Origin of the sequence: Paraburkholderia nodosa DSM 21604, assembly GCF_000519185.1 — a bacterium.
In the GTDB taxonomy this organism is placed as follows: domain Bacteria; phylum Pseudomonadota; class Gammaproteobacteria; order Burkholderiales; family Burkholderiaceae; genus Paraburkholderia; species Paraburkholderia nodosa.
The window spans coordinates 16539-32857 of sequence record NZ_JAFA01000043.1 but is presented as its reverse complement, the minus strand read 5'-3'; the positions used below and the strand labels follow the sequence as shown (position 1 = coordinate 32857).

General features: G+C 65.1%; 20 protein-coding genes. 4 read left to right on the top strand and 16 right to left on the bottom strand.

Translation table 11 applies throughout. The features are described 5' to 3' along the window. Window positions 1-7: 7 nt before the first annotated feature. From A3CW_RS0137355 to A3CW_RS0137290, 14 genes are all read right to left on the bottom strand, one after another. Window positions 8-841, bottom strand: a complete 834-nt coding sequence (locus A3CW_RS0137355; protein WP_028208097.1) for a hypothetical protein — start codon at window positions 839-841, stop codon at window positions 8-10. 19 nt (window positions 842-860) lie between these two features. Further along, on the bottom strand, window positions 861-1493 hold the full coding sequence (locus A3CW_RS0137350) for a PqiC family protein (protein ID WP_063750899.1): 633 nt from the start codon (window positions 1491-1493) through the stop codon (window positions 861-863). Continuing rightward, on the bottom strand, window positions 1490-3115 hold the full coding sequence (locus tag A3CW_RS0137345; RefSeq protein ID WP_028208095.1) for a PqiB family protein: 1626 nt from the start codon (window positions 3113-3115) through the stop codon (window positions 1490-1492). Before A3CW_RS0137345 ends, A3CW_RS0137350 begins: the two co-directional genes overlap by 4 nt. Then, window positions 3099-4433 carry a paraquat-inducible protein A gene (locus A3CW_RS0137340; protein WP_028208094.1) on the bottom strand — a complete coding sequence of 445 codons (1335 nt, stop codon included), beginning with the start codon at window positions 4431-4433 and terminating at the stop codon, window positions 3099-3101. The genes A3CW_RS0137345 and A3CW_RS0137340 overlap by 17 nt, the downstream gene beginning before the upstream one ends. A gap of 72 nt (window positions 4434-4505) precedes the next feature. After that, window positions 4506-4892 (bottom strand): response regulator transcription factor, encoded by a 387-nt coding sequence (locus A3CW_RS0137335; protein WP_028208093.1) that lies wholly within the window; start codon window positions 4890-4892, stop codon window positions 4506-4508. 96 nt (window positions 4893-4988) lie between these two features. Further along, entirely contained in the window at window positions 4989-5579 is a 591-nt protein-coding gene (locus tag A3CW_RS0137330) for a DUF1344 domain-containing protein (protein ID WP_028208092.1), read from the bottom strand. Between the two features lie 12 nt (window positions 5580-5591). Then, entirely contained in the window at window positions 5592-6170 is a 579-nt protein-coding gene (locus A3CW_RS0137325) for a BPSL1445 family SYLF domain-containing lipoprotein (RefSeq protein WP_028208091.1), read from the bottom strand. Between the two features lie 189 nt (window positions 6171-6359). Then, window positions 6360-6776 carry a glycine zipper family protein gene (locus A3CW_RS0137320; protein WP_407669807.1) on the bottom strand — a complete coding sequence of 139 codons (417 nt, stop codon included), beginning with the start codon at window positions 6774-6776 and terminating at the stop codon, window positions 6360-6362. Between the two features lie 347 nt (window positions 6777-7123). Beyond that, window positions 7124-8299, bottom strand: coding sequence for a porin (locus tag A3CW_RS0137315; RefSeq protein WP_028208089.1), 1176 nt, complete (start codon window positions 8297-8299; stop codon window positions 7124-7126). 196 nt (window positions 8300-8495) lie between these two features. Further along, a complete protein-coding gene (locus tag A3CW_RS0137310) occupies window positions 8496-8780 on the bottom strand; it encodes a DUF3325 domain-containing protein (RefSeq protein WP_028208088.1) in 285 nt (94 codons plus the stop codon). Then, the gene (locus tag A3CW_RS0137305; protein WP_028208087.1) at window positions 8777-9019 is read right to left on the bottom strand and encodes a hypothetical protein; all 243 of its coding nucleotides are present in this window, start codon (window positions 9017-9019) and stop codon (window positions 8777-8779) included. The genes A3CW_RS0137310 and A3CW_RS0137305 overlap by 4 nt, the downstream gene beginning before the upstream one ends. A 377-nt stretch (window positions 9020-9396) precedes the next feature. Then, complete coding sequence (locus A3CW_RS0137300; protein WP_028208086.1) at window positions 9397-10167, bottom strand: SDR family oxidoreductase; 771 nt, start codon at window positions 10165-10167, stop codon at window positions 9397-9399. A gap of 35 nt (window positions 10168-10202) precedes the next feature. Beyond that, window positions 10203-11054: an alpha/beta fold hydrolase gene (locus tag A3CW_RS0137295; RefSeq protein WP_028208085.1), complete on the bottom strand. Its 852-nt coding sequence runs from the start codon at window positions 11052-11054 to the stop codon at window positions 10203-10205. 34 nt (window positions 11055-11088) lie between these two features. Next, window positions 11089-11784, bottom strand: a complete 696-nt coding sequence (locus A3CW_RS0137290; RefSeq protein ID WP_028208084.1) for an alpha/beta fold hydrolase — start codon at window positions 11782-11784, stop codon at window positions 11089-11091. A gap of 123 nt (window positions 11785-11907) precedes the next feature. Here A3CW_RS0137290 and A3CW_RS0137285 point away from each other — a divergent pair, with 123 nt between their 5' ends. After that, on the top strand, window positions 11908-12540 hold the full coding sequence (locus A3CW_RS0137285; RefSeq protein WP_028208083.1) for a CGNR zinc finger domain-containing protein: 633 nt from the start codon (window positions 11908-11910) through the stop codon (window positions 12538-12540). 67 nt (window positions 12541-12607) lie between these two features. Then, window positions 12608-12799: a hypothetical protein gene (locus A3CW_RS53515; protein WP_028208082.1), complete on the top strand. Its 192-nt coding sequence runs from the start codon at window positions 12608-12610 to the stop codon at window positions 12797-12799. Window positions 12800-12890: 91 nt separating this feature from the next. Here A3CW_RS53515 and A3CW_RS0137275 read toward each other — a convergent pair whose 3' ends face one another. Continuing rightward, complete coding sequence (locus A3CW_RS0137275; RefSeq protein WP_028208081.1) at window positions 12891-13550, bottom strand: glutathione S-transferase family protein; 660 nt, start codon at window positions 13548-13550, stop codon at window positions 12891-12893. A 175-nt stretch (window positions 13551-13725) separates the two neighbouring features. On the opposite strand from A3CW_RS0137275, the gene A3CW_RS0137270 reads away from it, so the two are divergent. After that, window positions 13726-14349 carry a glutathione S-transferase family protein gene (locus tag A3CW_RS0137270; RefSeq protein ID WP_028208080.1) on the top strand — a complete coding sequence of 208 codons (624 nt, stop codon included), beginning with the start codon at window positions 13726-13728 and terminating at the stop codon, window positions 14347-14349. 37 nt (window positions 14350-14386) lie between these two features. Here the strand turns inward: A3CW_RS0137270 and A3CW_RS0137265 are convergent, their stop codons facing one another. Next, complete coding sequence (locus tag A3CW_RS0137265) at window positions 14387-15244, bottom strand: oxidoreductase (protein ID WP_028208079.1); 858 nt, start codon at window positions 15242-15244, stop codon at window positions 14387-14389. A gap of 120 nt (window positions 15245-15364) precedes the next feature. Between A3CW_RS0137265 and A3CW_RS0137260 the strand changes: the two genes are divergently transcribed. Then, window positions 15365-16297 (top strand): LysR family transcriptional regulator, encoded by a 933-nt coding sequence (locus A3CW_RS0137260; protein WP_028208078.1) that lies wholly within the window; start codon window positions 15365-15367, stop codon window positions 16295-16297. Window positions 16298-16319: the final 22 nt, after the last annotated feature.

The window sequence follows — 16319 nt, the reverse complement described above, 5'->3', positions numbered from 1 at the left end:
CGGCGTGTCAAGGCGCGTGCGCGGGTTCGGGGGCAGACGGTCGCGCCGGTGCGTCTTCGCCCAGCATGTACAGCAGTAGCGCGTCGCGATCGGGTCCGCTCATCGCCGCCGTCGAGCGCATGAGCACCGCGCTCGCCCAGCAGATGTCGGCCATCGTGGCGCCAGGCCCGCCGTTCGTGACGCGCTCGAGCCGCGCCACGGATTGCGGATCGCCAGCGAGGGCGGCGTTGACCGCATCGTCAAGATGCTGCAGCGCCCGCTCGTACGCCACGGGCGTGAGCAGCGTGACCGGCGCGGCGAGTACGGAACGGATCACCACGCGATAAAGCAACGTGAAATACTCGGCCGTGTCGGCATCGCTCATGCTGCCGATCGAAATACTCCCGGCAATGTCCTGCACGCTCGCCATGCCCTGGCAATTGCTGCGCGCCACGCGGCCCATGTATTTCGCGAGCAGCGTGAAGTACGCCGACCGATCCTGCGGCGTCAGACGCGCAATGCCGCCGCGGATCAGGCGCTCGCGCGCCGCCTCGTCGCGCAGCCGCGCTTCGAGGCCCGCCACGCCGCCGGGCACGGCGACCGCTACGGCCGGGTCCGCACGCAGCCGGTAGAACCAGGCTTCGACGATGCGCGCCTTGATCGTCTCCTGCTCGACGCCGGCCTCGCGCAACGCCACCGCACTCTGCGCGGACGTCGGCTCAGCGGGCGCAACGACGTAATCGAGCACCGCGAAGAGTCCCGCTGGTGTGTCCTCGTTGCGCGGCACGCTGCCCGACGCATCGTGGCCCGCCAACGCCAGCGCCGTGGTCAGCGCGAGCAACGCACAACGCATCGTCTTCATGAGACCCCGCGTGGCGCGCTCAATCCGTCGCACTGCCAACGGTTGGATGGTCCGCGCGAATGGCGGTGGCAATGTCCGCGCTGATGGTGGCGAGGGCGCGATCGTGCGCGTCGACGAGCGCGCCGTAGTCCTGGCCCGTCACCTGCTCGTGCGCCACCGTGTGGCCGAGCGTCAGCGCCTGGTGACCCGGCGGGCGCACGACCCATTGCGCATCGATCGTCACCGAATCTCCCAGCACGCTGTCAATGCGCGTGATATCCACGCGCACGCGCCAGACCGGCGGGGTGGCCGCGCCATCGAATGTCGAGACGTGCGCCGTACCGAGCCGCTGCGCAAGGTCCGCGGCGACGACGCGCCCGACGTCCAGTTTGAGCGGCGTGGCCCAGCGCGCGAACTCGTTCATCTGGATCGTGTTGTCCGGATTGCGCGTGACGATTTGTGGCCGGTCGACCATGTCGGGCACGGTCACAGGACCAACGACGACATCGAGCGCGGCAGCGCCCGTTGGCACGGCAGGCGATGCGCTCGACGTCGCGGCGCTCGCTTCGTCGGCGCGCAGCGCATAGAACGTGGGCGACGGCGAGGAGCAGCCGGCGAGGCACGCCAGCGCAGCGGCGAAAGCGGTAGGCACGATCAGGTTGCGGCGGTTCACTGCTTGCCTCCTGGTTTGCCCTGCACCACGGCCTCGGGATGGCGCTCGAGATAATCCGTGAGCATGCGCACGGAGGCGGCGGTGCGGGCCAGTTCACGCATGGCGTCGCTCGTGTTCTGCTGGAGCTGCGAATCGGGCTGCAAGGCGTCGGTGGCCGAGTTGAGCGTGGATTTTGCCGCCGAGAGCGTGTCGTGCGCCTGCGGCACGACGTCGGTGCCTAGCTTCGCCACCACGTCGTTCGCGCTTTGCAGCGTGCGCTGCGCACTCGCACCGATGGCCTCGAACGGAATGCCGTTGAGCTTCGCGAGCAGCCGCGTGAGCGAATCCTGCAACGACTGCAGCGTGCGCGGGACCGTCGGCAGTTCGGGCGGCGTTCTCGACCAGTCGATCTTCGCCTTCGGCGCGTCCGGGAAAACGTCGAAGGCGACGTAGAGCTGCCCCGTGAGCGGATTACCCGAGCGCAGCTGGAACCGGAAGCCGCTGGCTATCAGGAACTCGGCAAGCTGGCGCGGCTGCGAAGTGAGGCGCCCGGCCGGCTGGCCATTCTCGAAGCGCGACGTAAAGCGCTCCGGATACAGATTGATTTCGACAGGAATGCTGAACTGTTTCTTGACTGGGTCGAAGCGCGTGTAGATGCGTGTGACCTCGCCGATCACGACGCCGCGGAAATCGACGGGCGCGCCCACGGTCAGCCCGCGCACCGAGTCGTAGAAGGTCACGACGTAGGTGTCGACAATGCGGTCATGCTCCTTCATCGAGTCGGCGTGCGTGGCGTAAAGCTCGAACTTCGAGTCGGCGTCGGCCTCGGGCGGTTCACCGCCGGCGTCGGCGTCGGGCGTTTCGAACGCCACGCCGCCGATGAGCAGCGACACCACCGACTGCGTGTTGATCTGCACGCCGTCCGGGCTGAGCGAGACGTCGAGACCGCTCGCATGCCAGAAGCGCGTATCGCTGCGCACGAACCTGTCGTAGGGCGCGTTCACGAACACGTGCAGCGTCACGCCCTTGCCGTTCGGGTCCATTTCATAGGAAGCGATCTGCCCGACCTGAAGACGCCGGAAGAACACCGGCGAGCCGACATCGAGCGAGCCCATGTTCACGCTGTGCAGCACGAATTCACGCCCTGGAATGTCGCTCGGGATCACAGGCGGCACTTCGAGCCCCACGAAGTCGTGGCGCGCTTTGCTGGAGTTGCCTTCGTCCATGCCGACAAAAGAGCCCGAGAGCAACGTGCTCAGGCCCGAAACCGTACCGCCCGAAATGCGCGGACGCACGACCCAGAAGCGCGTGTTGTCGACGAGCATGCTCGCCGCGTCCTTCACGAGTTCGCCCGTCGCGATCACGCGCTTGTGATCGGGCGAGAGCGTGACCGCCTTTACCACGCCGATATCGACGTCCTTGTACTTGATCTTTGTTTTGCCGGCCTCGAGGCCGTCGCCGGTCTTGAAGCTGATCGTGATGGTCGGCCCTTCCTCGATGATCGCCTTGGCCGCGAGCCAGCCGCCAATGAGCACCGCGACGATCGGCACGAGCCAGACGATCTGCATGCGCCAGCGCGAGCCGCGCACCGGCTTCGCCTCGGGCAGGTCCGGCAAGGAATTGTCGTTACCGGGCGCTGCCATTTTCGCGCTCCATCGCGTCCCAGATGAGACGAGGGTCGAACATGTTCGACGCGAACATCGTGAGGATCACGACGGCGCCGAAAGCGATCGCGGCGGGCCCTGCCCTGATCGTGGCGAGCGCGTTGAACTGCACCAGCGCGACGAGCATCGTGATCACGTAGATATCGAGCATCGACCAGCGGCCGACCAGCTCGATCAGCCGATAGATGCGCGTGCGTTGCTCAGGCAGCCATGTCCAGCGGCGTTGCGTGGACCACGTCAGATACGACAGCCCGAGAATCTTCAGCATGGGCACGGCGATGCTGGCAATGAACACGAGCAGCGCGAGCGGCCAGGAACCCGACACCCACAGATACACCACACCGCTCATGATCGTGTCCTTCTGCGTGCCGAACAGCGAACTCGTGTCCATGACGGGCAGCACGTTCGCTGGCACGTACAGCACCATCGCCGCGACCAGAAGCGCCCACGTGCGCGAGAGGCTCGCGACCTTGCGCATATGCAGCGCGCTGCCGCAGCGCGGGCACGTCGCCGCATGCGCGGCTGCCGGCATGCGCGCAAGCAGCCCGCACACATGGCAGCGCGCGATGCCGCAGGCGGCGCCCGTGAGCGGGCCTGCAGCGCGTTCGCCTCGTGCTTCGGCCTCCTGGCCACGCGCGAAGTTCGTTGTCGCGCTGGGCGCGTCGGCCACCTTGACCGCGTTGGCCGGCTGCGTCGCGCGCGCCACGCGCGACCAGAACTGCCTCGCGTCGAATGCCGCGCTCGCGCCCGCGAGCACCAGCATCAACGCGCCAAACGACCACAATGCAACACCCGTCACGACCGTCGCGATATGGGACAGCTTCACGAGCGCGACCAGCAGGCCGAGTATCAGCACCTCGGTCATGCCCCAGGGCCGCGCGGTGTACATCGCGCGAAACAGGAGCGGCGCCTGCCAGGGCGCGCGGTTGAGCGCAAGCGGCACGAGGAGGGAGAGCAGGCACACGACCTGCATGCCCGGCATGAGGATCGTCGTGGCGAACACCAGCGCCGCGATGGGCCACATGCCGTCCAGGTAGAGAATCTCGACCGCATGCCACAGCGTGGTGCGCACGAGATTGCCGTTCACCGAGAGCCCGACGATCGGATACAGGTTGGAAATGACGAACAGCACGAGCGCGCCCAACGCGAACGCGAGCGCACGCCCGAGGCTTTCCGGAACATCCCGCTCCAGTTCGGCGTTGCAGCGCAGGCAGCGCAGCGTGCCACCGGGCGGGCAAGGCGCGCCGCGCTGCATGAGATCGCAGTCGTGGCAAACAAGAAGCCCGGCGCGCTTCATGGCGGGGCCTTGCTGGATCCGGTCATGGCGTGGTCGATTCATCGTCGCTGTACCGATTCGGCATGCGGGGCGTCAGCCCGGCGGCGGCACGCCGAGCACCGCATGGACCGCGCCGATGAGCGCGGAGTCGTCGAACGGCTTGCGCAGGTACGCAACCGCGCCGGCTGCCTGTGCCTGCTCGCGCACGCGCGCATCGTCGTGCGCCGTGATCACGATGCACTGGATGCCGGTGCCGCCCAGCCGGCGCTGCACCTCGATACCGTTGATGCCGGGCATCTGGATATCGAGGACCACGCACGCCGGCGCGTGAGGCGCCGCGGCCGCCAGCGCGTCCAGAAAGGCCTCGCCGCTGGTGTACACGTCGGAATCGATGCCGACCGACTTCAACAGGCGCTGGATCGCTCGCCCGACCGACTCCTCGTCGTCGACGACGGCCACGGATCGTGTCACGTTGTTCATTTGACCAAGCGTCCGGTTACCGGTGAGGACAGCCAGACCGGCGCCGCCGTGCGCGCCGACCGGCATCCTGAGCGCAAGCGGGTGTCCCATGCGCGACTACTTGTGTTGTGCAGGCTTGACGGATACGGCGAACGCTTCCGTATACACTGCCTCGACCTGATCGCCGACCTGCACGCTCGCAAGCTTTTGCGGATCCTCGACCCGCAGGTCCATCGTCCCCCCTTCGGGTCCCATCAAAGTGACTGTTTGCGTTTTAGTGTCGACCGCCACGACGTTCGCCGTGACCTTCACCTCACGCCCGATCATGCCGCCGGGCTTCTCGCCGGCAGCCGCGCGCGCGACCTGCGGCGTTTCCTGTGCCGAGGTCTCGCCGTCGCCGCCCTTCTTCAGGCTCAGCGTGAGTGATTCCTTATAGGTCATCGTCACGACATCGCCGACCTTTAGTTGATCGAAGTTTCTGACTTCCGGTCCCAGCTCGGCTTCGACCAGCTTGCCGTCGTGACGCTTGAGCGTGACGGTGCGGGTATCGGCGTCGATCTTCGTGATGGTCGCCGTCACCTTGTGCATGCCGGTGACGGTGGCCTTGCCCGGCTCGTGCGTCACGTTGGCCGTCGTCTGGCCCTGGGCCGCGGCAAGCTGCGCCGCGGCGACGATGACTGCTGAAACAACCCACTTGAGGTACGGCATCGCGATCTCCTGTTACAGATCGAGCTTCGTCACCTTGGTGCCGGCGACCGACGCATCGGCCATGATGCCCGTATTGGTCATCACGATCGCCTGGACCGGCGCCGTTGCGGTTCTCGTGTCGATCTGCCCATTCGCACCGACCTTGACGAGCGCAACGGCAACGTCGCCGCCAACCGACCAGCCCTTCGAGTTGCGGAACTTGTCGAGCGAGTCCTGCGTCATGAAGAGAAAGATCACGGCCGTGGACTGAACCCCTGCCTGCAAGCCGAACGAAGCGGCCGCCGTGCTGTAGTACCCGGCTGTCGATCCACCTACGCGCAACGCACCCTGGCCGTATGACCCGCCAATAATGAACGCTGCCTTGCCGACCGAAGGAAAGACCAGCACACCTTGCGACTTGGAAACGAGTTCCTGCGAGCCCGGGACAGTCGAGAACAGCCGGGACATCGTGCCGTCCACGGCCGCATCGATCTCCTGGCGTTTTGCCGCGTCGGTCGCGCCGCTCGTCCCACTGCTCGTGGTCGTGCTGCAACCCGCAACAGCGAGCCCAGCCGCGGCCGCCGCCGTAAGCACAAAAATCCGTCGCTTCATTGTTGTCCTCCATTGAGTTTTTACAGCCCGGACACGGCACTCACGCATGCGGATCAAAGCTCACGCGAGAATGAGACGTTGCTCGCACATCGTTGCTCATCGTTCAGTTACATAGTCGCAGACGCCGCGTACAGGACAAATCGGACCTTGGTCTTACGCCGTCCGAAACCACAGCGCGCACCGCACGCGCTACTGCACCGTGTAGCCGCGCCCTTGCATGCACGCGGCAAAGGCGCGGTTGAACGTGTCGATCGCGCCCTGCTGCTGTTGCTGGGCGTTCGCCTGCTGGGCACGCCGGTTCTGCCGCGCCCGTGAGCCACCGACCATCGTGCCGGCCGCCGCGCCCACTGCCGCGCCCTTGCCCGCGTCGCCCGTGATCGCGCCGATCACCGCGCCGCCTGCCGCGCCACGCGCCGCGCCCTGGACGCGCTCGCCGCCGCCCACGGCCGGGCCCGAAGGCGGCGGTGGCGTCGACGCAACCTGTTTCGGGTCGATACCCGTGTTGCTCTTCGCCCACGAGTAGCACGCCGATTCGTCTGAATGCTGTTGCTGCGCGCTCTGCCCCTTCGCGGGATACGCAATAGGCGTTGCCTGCGCGGCACTCATCAGAAGCAGCACGGCGGCGCACAGGGCGCCGGTCCGACGATTTATATAGGTATCCATATCAACTCCTTGAGCGCGTGCGAGAGCGCGCCGATTACGCCTGCTGCGATCGGCGGGAGGTTGGCAAGCGACAGTCGTGCTGACGGCACGACGCCCGAATGCGGGGCAAACACCGCGCCGTGCGACCGGCGCAGTGGTCTGTTCAATGATGTGGGAGCGGCACAGCGAAGACAATCAGACCATGGTCCTACCGTCAGCGACAACGGCTGGCCGGCGCGATGACACGCCCGCCGGCGCACGGCCGGAACGGCCATGCGGTGCGGCGGGCGCAAAAGCGATGCTGCGGGAGATCAGAATTTGTGGCGGATGCCGAGGCTCACCATGATTTGCGAACTTGAGCTGCCGTTCAGCCCATAGTCCGCCACGGAAGCGACCGCGGTGGTCAGAATGGAACCCGTTGCGGTCGGTACGCGCTGCGTGCCGTTGGCGTGCTGCCACGCGCCGACGAGGTACACGTCGGTACGCTTGGAGAGGTTGTAGTCGCCGCCCAGCGAGACCTGGTTATAGGTCGCCGAGGTGTCGCCCGCGCTATGCGTCCACGTATAGCCAACGCCGATGAGCGACGCCGGCGTGAGCGCATAGTTCACGAAACCGCCAGCGACGTTGTAGCGCTGGTTGGATGGGAAAAGCGATTGCGCGTCGGCCTTGTACTGCGCATTGCTATACCGGCCGCCGAACGTCCACGGTCCTGCCACGTATTGCAGCGCGACGGAGCCAATGCCGACCCACTTGGCGGTTTCGTACGCGAGGTTCTGAAAACCGCCATCGAACGTGCCGTCCGAAGTGCTGGTCCAGCCGGTGCGAGGAATCGTGGAGTTGGCGTTAGTCATACGGACGTAGCCCGCCGCGATGCTGAACGGGCCAGTCACATAGCTCGCCGCCGCCGACCAGGTCTGCTGCGAACCGGTCGCGCCCGCCACGCCGCCAAACGCATACATGCCTTCGATCTGGAAGCCCGCGAATTGCGGCGAGAGGTACTTGATCGCATTGTTCGTACGAGAGCTGTTGTCGTTGTTGTCGACGTCGCCCGGCGTGGTGAAGGTGCTGCCCCAGTAATTGTCTGCGGTAAGCGGCTGGACCATGTCGACGACCGGGTCGTACTGGCGACCCAGTGTCAGCGTTCCATACTGCTGGTGCGTCAATCCTACGAAGGCTTGACGGCCAAATAGCAAGGTATTGCCGTTGTAGTTGCCCATCTTGCCGCTATTGATGTCGAATCCGCTTTCCAGCTGGAAGATCGCTTTCAGGCCGCCGCCCAGATCTTCCGTTCCCTTCAAGCCCCAGCGGGACCCTTGCAGATTGCCGCCTTGCATCCGATACAGGTTGTTGCCCTGAGCGTCGGCGTTGTGGACGAACTGAAAGGCTTCGTCGATCACGCCGTACAGGGTGACGCTGCTTTGCGCTTGAGCGACCGGCGCCAGCATGGTGAGCGGAACAGGAAGCAACATAAGCGCAAGCTTTTTCATGTTTGCAACTCCTTCACGCACCGGGTAATCGGTATTCCTATACTAGTCGCTTGCTTCGGAACGCCCCCGCGTGAAATTGGTTCCGTTGTCGGCGCAAGACACCCAATGCAACATGAATGAAGGCCGCCGCTCTGTAACCGCAGCTTAAATAAAGCATGAAAACCGGCATGTTTGCAAATGCCGCGAAGCCCTTACCTCACCGCGCCGACGCTCGTTTCGCATAGACAATCAGGAGTCCATATACGATGCCCGCTGCCAGGCTCGTGCAACCGTCATACCAGACGAGCCCGAGCGCCCAGCCCTTCCCCGCCACCGCCAGCCACAGTGCAACGAGCAACGCGCACCATCCGGCACCGCGCAGAACGCGGGAAAGCGCGGCGGGCAACCGCGCGCCGAACAGCGTCTCCTGATGACGCTCCATGGCCGTCGCGAGGCACGCAAAGGCGGGCACGCACAGTATCAAGGCGAAAAGCGGCATCATGCGTCCTCCTGCGCCGCAAGCGCACTCACGCGGCGCTTGTCCGCCGGCTTCGCATGCGGCCCGTGGCGCGCCGTGTGCATCGCGAGCGCGGCGTGCAGCGCCGCGAGCGCCCACATCATCAGATCGAAGCCGGCATAGACCCAGTCGCCATTCGCGAGACTGCGCCAGAGGGGGCGCTGAGTCGTCAACGCATTGAGCACGGGCAACAACGCCAGCAACGCGGACGCGAACCACAGCAACTCGATCCACGCGCGTTTAGCGGGGCGCGCGAGCGCGTAAAGCAGCGGCGTCCCCCGACGACCGCGTAGACAACATCCACCCCGCCAAATCTCGTTTCATGACCTTTCCTGCAAGCTTGAGATGTCGATCTGCACCGAACGCGGCGGCCTGCGAAGGCGCGCGCCGATGCTCACCTGCGCTTCACGCGAGGTGTCCGGATCGTATTGGGGGGCGTTGATGTATTACCGACGAGGTCGTGATGATACCCCGTGCGCGCAATGTGGGCAAAACGAGGGACCTGAGCGCAAACGCAGGCGAGCGCCTGCGTCATCTGTTGTACACGCATCCATCCGGTACGGCGAGGCGCGCCAGCGCGGGAACCAGCGCGCCTCGCCGCTCAGATCGACTTGACCTCGCCGCCGTCCATCCTCAGCGTCGTGCCGGTCATCCAGTGCGCGCCGGGCGAGACGATGAACGCCATCAGTTCGGCGATTTCCTCGGGCGTGCCGTAGCGCGCAATGCCAGCTTCGGCCGGGAACTTCGCCGTGGCTTCCTCGACGCTCATGTCATGCAGCGGCGCCCAGTGCTCCAGATACGACTGGCGGCGACCCGTCATCACGGGACCGGGCAGCACGCTGTTGACCTGCACGCCGTCCGCGATGCCGCGGTCCGAAAAGGCCTTCGCCAGCGCGACGATCGCCGCGTTGATCGTGCCGACGGCCGCATAAGGCGCCTTCGGAAACACGGCCGAATTGCCCGACATCAGCACGACCGCACCCGCGCTGGCCTTCAGTGCCGGCCACGCTTCGATCGTCAGGCGTCGCGCACCGTGCAGTTTCAGTGCGAGACCGCGCTCCCATTGCTCGTCGGTCATCTCGAACAGATCGATCTGCGGCACCGCGCCCGCAATGTTGAGCAAGGCGTCGATACGCCCATACGCCGCAAGCGTTTGCTCCACCACTTGCCGCGCGGCATCGGCAAGCGAGAGATCGATGTCGATGACGAGCACTTCGGCGCCCGCGTCCCTCACCTGCGCGGCGGTCTCTTCGAGCTGCTCGCGGCTGCGCGCCACCACGACGATCGCGTCGAAGTCACGCGCCAGCCTCACGGCCGTCGAACGGCCAATACCCTGGCTCGCGCCCGTTACGATTGCGACTTTTCCGGCCATCTTCCCGCTCCTCATTCGATCAGTATTGCCAACCATCATTCGAGAAATTCCGTGATCGCCGTGGCGATCTCGTCGGCATGCGTTTCCAGTGCGAAGTGGCCGGTGTCGAAAAAGCGCACCACGGCTTGCGGCAGGTCGCGCTTGAATGCCTCCGCGCCCGGAGGCAGGAAGAACGGATCGTTCTTGCCCCACACGGCGAGAAACGGCGGCCGATGCGTGCGGAAATACGCCTGAAACTCGGGGTACAAAGCAACGTTGTTCCGATAGTCGCGGAACAGGTCGAGCTGGATCTCGTGCGCGCCGGGGCGGTTCATATAGTAGTCGTCGAGCGAATACCCGTCCGGCGACACCGCCGACGGATCGGGCACGCCGTGCGTGTATTGCCAGATCGTCGCTTCGCGCGAGAGCAGTGCACGCAGCGCGTCGCGATTGGCCGGCGACGGGTCCTGCCAGTAAGCGCGAATCGGATTCCAGCCGTCGCTCAGGCCTTCCTCATAGGCGTTGCCGTTTTGCGAAATGATCGCCGTGATGCGCTCGGGATGCGCGAGCGCGAGGCGAAAGCCCGTGGGCGCGCCGTAGTCGAACACGTACACCGCGAACCGGTCAAAGCCGATGCGCTCGGTGAAGCGCGCGATCACCTTCGCGATATTCTCGAACGTGTACGCGAATTGGCCCCGGTCCGGCAAGTCCGATTGACCAAAGCCCGGCAGATCCGGCGCGACGATGTGAAAGCGGTCGGCGAGCTTCGGGATGAGGTCGCGGAACATGTGGCCAGAACTCGGAAAGCCGTGCAACAGCAGGAGCTTCGGCGCGTCGGCGCGCCCGGCTTCCCGGTAGAACACGTTGAAGCCGTCGACATCGGCACGGCGGTAGGCAATGGCAGTCATGGGTTCCTCCAGTGGTGAACGGAAAACCGCGCGTTTACCGCGCAGAGACGGACCGAACGGCTTCGGCGATGACCTCGGTCACGGCGTCCGGGGCCGTGACGCTCGGCGTGTGATCGACTTCATGGGCGCGGACTTGAGCGTTCATCCGGCTAGCCATGAAGCGCTGCGTATCGGGATCGATCATGCGGTCCTCGCCCGCGACGAGAAACCAGGCCGGCCGGTCTCTCCATAGCGGCCGCGCCACCGCTTCGCCGATACACGCCGCCGCAATCGGGCGCTGGATCGCGGCGAGCGCCGCCGCCTCCTGCGCGGTGGCGTGCTGCGCGAACGCGTTCGCAAACGCCTCCTGCGGCAGCCAGATCCAGCCGTGCCGGTCGGGCGCGAGTTGCGGCGCCTGTGGGTGCGTCTTCCCGCGATAGAACACGTCGGCCACGGTTTCGCCTTCGTCGGGCGCGAGCGCGGCCACGTACACCAGCGCCGCGACGTTCGCAGCACGCTTGGCGCCGATTACGGCCCCCGCGTACGCGTGGCCGGCCAGCACGACCGGCCCGTCGATCCGTTCGAGCGTGCGCTCGAGCGCCGCCACATCGTCAGCCAGCGAAGCGAGCGGCAGTGGGGCCGCGACGGCGTCGATGCCCTGCCGGTTCAGCCGCTCGATCACCTTGCTCCAGCTCGACCCATCCGCCCAAGCGCCGTGCGCCAGCACCACGCTCGTTTTTCCGTGCGACATGCCCACTCCTTATGTAACCGTGTTGATGATGTTTTAGAGGTTACTAACCAGAGATGTAACTTGTCAAGGACGATTTTGCTGGTTACACTGAATGCACCCTGATTACCCTTCTGCGGCAATAAAATGGACTTCCGTCCCATACCGGCGATATTCGTGGCCGACGCGCCGGGGCTCGACTTCCTGAACTCGGTTGCAACCCCGGTGGACGTGCCGATCGACTGGATCGCCAACGGCGAAGGTTTGCTGTCCTGGCTCGAACAGGCGGGCATGGTCCCCGCGCCGGCGCTTGCCGCCATGCGCGCGCAGTTCAGCGCGGCCGAGTTCGACAGTGTCGCGGGCGAGGCGCGCGCGCTACGCGAATGGTTCAGGTCGTTCGTGCGGGAAAGAAAAGGCCGGCCGCTCGCCAGCGGCGATCTCGGCGACCTCGCGCCGCTCAACGATTTGCTCGCGCGTGACGACCGCTATGGCGAAGTCGTTGCGTCCGGCAGTGACGGCGCAGCGGCGTTTGAATACCGCGTGAATCGCCGCTGGAAAACGCCGGAATCACTGCTGATGCCCATTGCCGAGTCGTTGGCGAAACTGGTCTGCGAGCAGGACTTCACGCACGTGAAAGCCTGCGAAGGCCCGAAATGCACGCTGCTGTTCGCCGACCACACGCGCGGGCATGCGCGCCGCTGGTGCAGCATGGCGATCTGCGGGAATCGCGCGAAAGTTGCCGCGCACCGCAAACGGCTCAAGGATCGCGAAAGCGCCTAGGGCGCATTCACGCCCCGGGAGCGGGCCTTGCGGGATCTGGCGGGCCTACCGGAATGGGAGAGGAACGATGACCGCCAGCACCCCAAAGCCCCATGAAAATGGCGCCAGCAACGCCAGCGAAAACCCGCAGCAGAAACACACCGAGCATAGCGACGACAAGCGCAGCGCCATGCCCGAGCGCGATGACAAGTCGCGCAAGCAATCGCCCGCCGACCGCCCCGGCAAGCAGTCCGGCGAAGGGGAGCCTTCGGTGGGTTGATTTCGTTGTCTGCATAGCGAAAGAGGCTTGCATGGTGCAAGCCTCTTTCACGTTGCTGCCTCACATACTTCGCATGCCTTATCGAATCGCGTCAGTCGCGATCCGGCGCGCCGAGTGGAAAGAGCGGACGATACGGCCGCGCCTCGTTCACGGCCCGCGCGCAGGAAGGGCGCGCGAGCAGGCGCTCGCGATAGGCACGCAGCATGGGATAGGCCGGGGCAATGCGATGCGTCCAGTCCGCATAGAAAAGCGACGAAGACGCGGCGCAGTCCGCCATCGTATAGTCCTCGCCCGCCGCCCACGTTTTGCCCGCGAGGTGGCCTTCGAGCCATGCGTAAGCGAGTTCGAGCTTTTCCTGCGCAAAGGCGCGCCCTTCGTCGCGCCTCGCCGGGTCGCCGGTCAACGCGCCATCCACGGCGCGTTGCACGGGCGTCATGACATGCAGGTCGAAGAAGCGGTCGAGAAAGCGCACGTCGAGCGCGGCCATGGGATCGGCGGGCAGCAGGCGCACCGGCCCGGGATGCGCGAGCTGCAGGTATTCGATGATGATGCTGGTTTCCGCAACGTTGCGCTCGCCGTCCACGAGTACCGGAAACTTGCGCAGCGGCCAGCGTTGCAGCCACTGCGCCGTATGCTCGGGCGAATCCGGACCGACGCCGCGGAACTCGAAAGGTGTCTTGTTCTCGTACAGCGCGATGAGCACTTTCTGCGTGTACGAGGAAAACGGATGACCATATAGCGCGAGCGACATCGTTCAGTCTCCTTGTTCGAGCCGGGGGCAAGTCGTTGAACCATGCACCGGCTGCGTGCGGATTGCAAGCGCTGCCGGGAACTGCAGCGGCGCATGTTCGGGGAACTGTACATGGCGGCGGCCCCATGCATGACGTATCGTGCACGGGCGCGGCTTCCTCATTTTTCCTTTCGATATGCTCAACATCCTCGGCAAGGCATCGTCCATCAACGTTCGCAAGGTGCTCTGGACCTGTGCCGAATTGAACCTTCCCTTCGAGCGTGAGGATTGGGGCTCGGGCTTTCGCTCGACGCAAACGCCGGAGTTCCTCGCATTGAATCCCAACGCGCTCGTGCCGGTCATCAGGGACGGCGATTTCGTTCTGTGGGAGTCGAACACCATCATCCGCTATCTGGCGTCGCGCTATGGCGGCGCGCAGCTCTATCCTGCCGGTGCGTTCGAGCGGGCTCGCGTCGATCAATGGATGGACTGGCAGGCGACCGACTTGAACCGTTCGTGGAGCTATGCATTTCTCGCTCTGGTCAGAGCGTCGCCGGCTCATCAGGCCACCGGCGAAATCGCGCTTTCCATCGAGAACTGGACCCGGCATATGCGCATTCTCGACGCACGGCTGCAGGCGACCGGCGCGTTCGTCGCCGGCGCGCGATTCTCGCTTGCGGATATTCCCGTTGGGTTGTCGGTGAACCGCTGGTTCGGCACGCCGTTCGAGCATCCGCATTTGCCCGCTGTTGCTGCGTATTTCGAACGGCTTGCCGAACGGCCCGGGTTTGCCGTGCATTGCGCAAACGGGACGCCGTGAGGAACGGCGCGGGCCGCAGGTCAACTTGCCAGGTCACTCAGGCAGGGAAGTCAGTCGATGTCGACAGCGCCTGCCACGTTTGCGTTTCCTGCGTCACGTAAGCGTTTTTCGCAGCGATGGCGGCGAGCGTGTCCGTGCCGAGCGGAAGGCGCAACGGCGGGTTCGATGCGTCGACGAGCGTGATCAGCGCGGCGGCAAGCTTCGTCGGGTCGCCGGGCTGGTTGTGATTCATTTGCACGGCCTTGCGGCGAACGGCGCCCGAGGTTTCGTCGTAGTCGTCGATCACGTGGGGCGCGACGAGCAGCGAGGAGGCATCCAGAAAATCGGTACGAAAATAGCCCGGCTCGACCACGGTCGCGTGAATGCCCAGCGGCTTCAACTCGGCATGCAACGCCTCCGTAATGCCTTCGACGGCAAACTTCGTCGACGAGTACACGCCAAACCCGGCCGCGGCGCGATAGCCGCCAATCGACGAAATATTGATCACGTGGCCCGAGCGGTTGGCGCGCATCGCCGGCAACACCGCACGCGTCACGTTCAACAGGCCGAATACGTTCGTGTCGTACATGCGGCGCACGTCCTTGTCGGCGGATTCTTCCACTGCGCCCAGCAGACCGAAGCCGGCATTGTTGACCAGCACGTCGACGCGGCCGAACTTTTCAACCGCCGCCTGCACTGCCGCCTTTGCCTGCGCCTCGTCGGTGACGTCCAGCGCAACCGGCAGCAACGCAGCCGACTCCCCAAGACGCTCGACGATGGCCCGGACGTTACGTCCGGCGGCCACGACCGCGTTGCCGTCCGCGAGCGCCGCTTCGGCGATCAATGCGCCAATGCCTCGCGACGCGCCCGTGATGAACCATACGCGCTTGAAGCCGCCTTGTTGAGCGTCAGCCATGATGTCTCTCCTACGTGTGTGATGAGGTGATGCCATGGTAGGCGCGGCGATTGACACAAACTAGCCGTATATTACTGGCGGGATAATCAACTTTTATTTGCGAATCGGGGTGCTCCGGAAATGAACGAGATTCGTGCGATCACGACGTTCGTCCGCGCCGCGGCGCTCGGCAGCCTGCGTGGCGCAGCGGTCGATCAAGGCATCTCGCCGCAGGCCGCGAGCCATGCGGTGATGCAACTGGAGAAGGCACTGGGCGTGCGGCTCTTTCACCGGACCACCCGCAAGCTGAGCCTTACAGAAGAAGGCCAACGGCTTCTCGAGAGCGTGGAGCCGGCGCTCGCCATTCTGTCGTCCGCGCTCGACGAGGCCCGGCGTTCGCAGGATAACGTGGCCGGCGTGCTGCGCGTGAGCGCGCCGCGCGCATTCGGGCTCCCGGTCCTGTGGCCGTACTTCGAGGAATTCCAGAAGCTTTATCCGAACGTGCAACTCGAAGTGCAATTCGACGATCAGTTCACGGATCTCGTGTCCGACCGCTCCGATGTAGGGTTTCGCGGCGGACCGCCGCCTTCGGGCGGCTCGATCGCCCGCAGGCTGGTGCCGATTCAGCTAATCGTGTGCGCATCGCCGGAATATATCGAGCGCAACGGCGCGCCGCAGACCATCGAAGAACTCGCTCAACATCGCTGCACCGGGTACCGGCGCGCCAACACGGGCAAGCTCGCGCAGTGGCAGTTCCGTGTCGGCGACGAGATCGTCTATCGCGACGTGCCCGCCGCCATCTGCGTGAACGACACGGAACTGGAAACGCAGGCGGTGCTTGCGGGTCTCGGCATCGGGCAGCTGGGCAGCTTCAACGCCGCGACGCATATCCGAGGCGGACGACTCGTTCCGTTACTGATGCAGCACGTCACCGAATACGGCACGATTTATATCTACTACAGGCATCGAACCGAGCAATCGCTGCGCGTGAAGACGTTCATCGACTTCATGGTCGGGCGCATGGCCGGCAACCGAAACTTTTTCCTCGATCCGTCCGAGCTTCGCGCCGGGTAGGATTCGCGCGTGAATGCCGGGC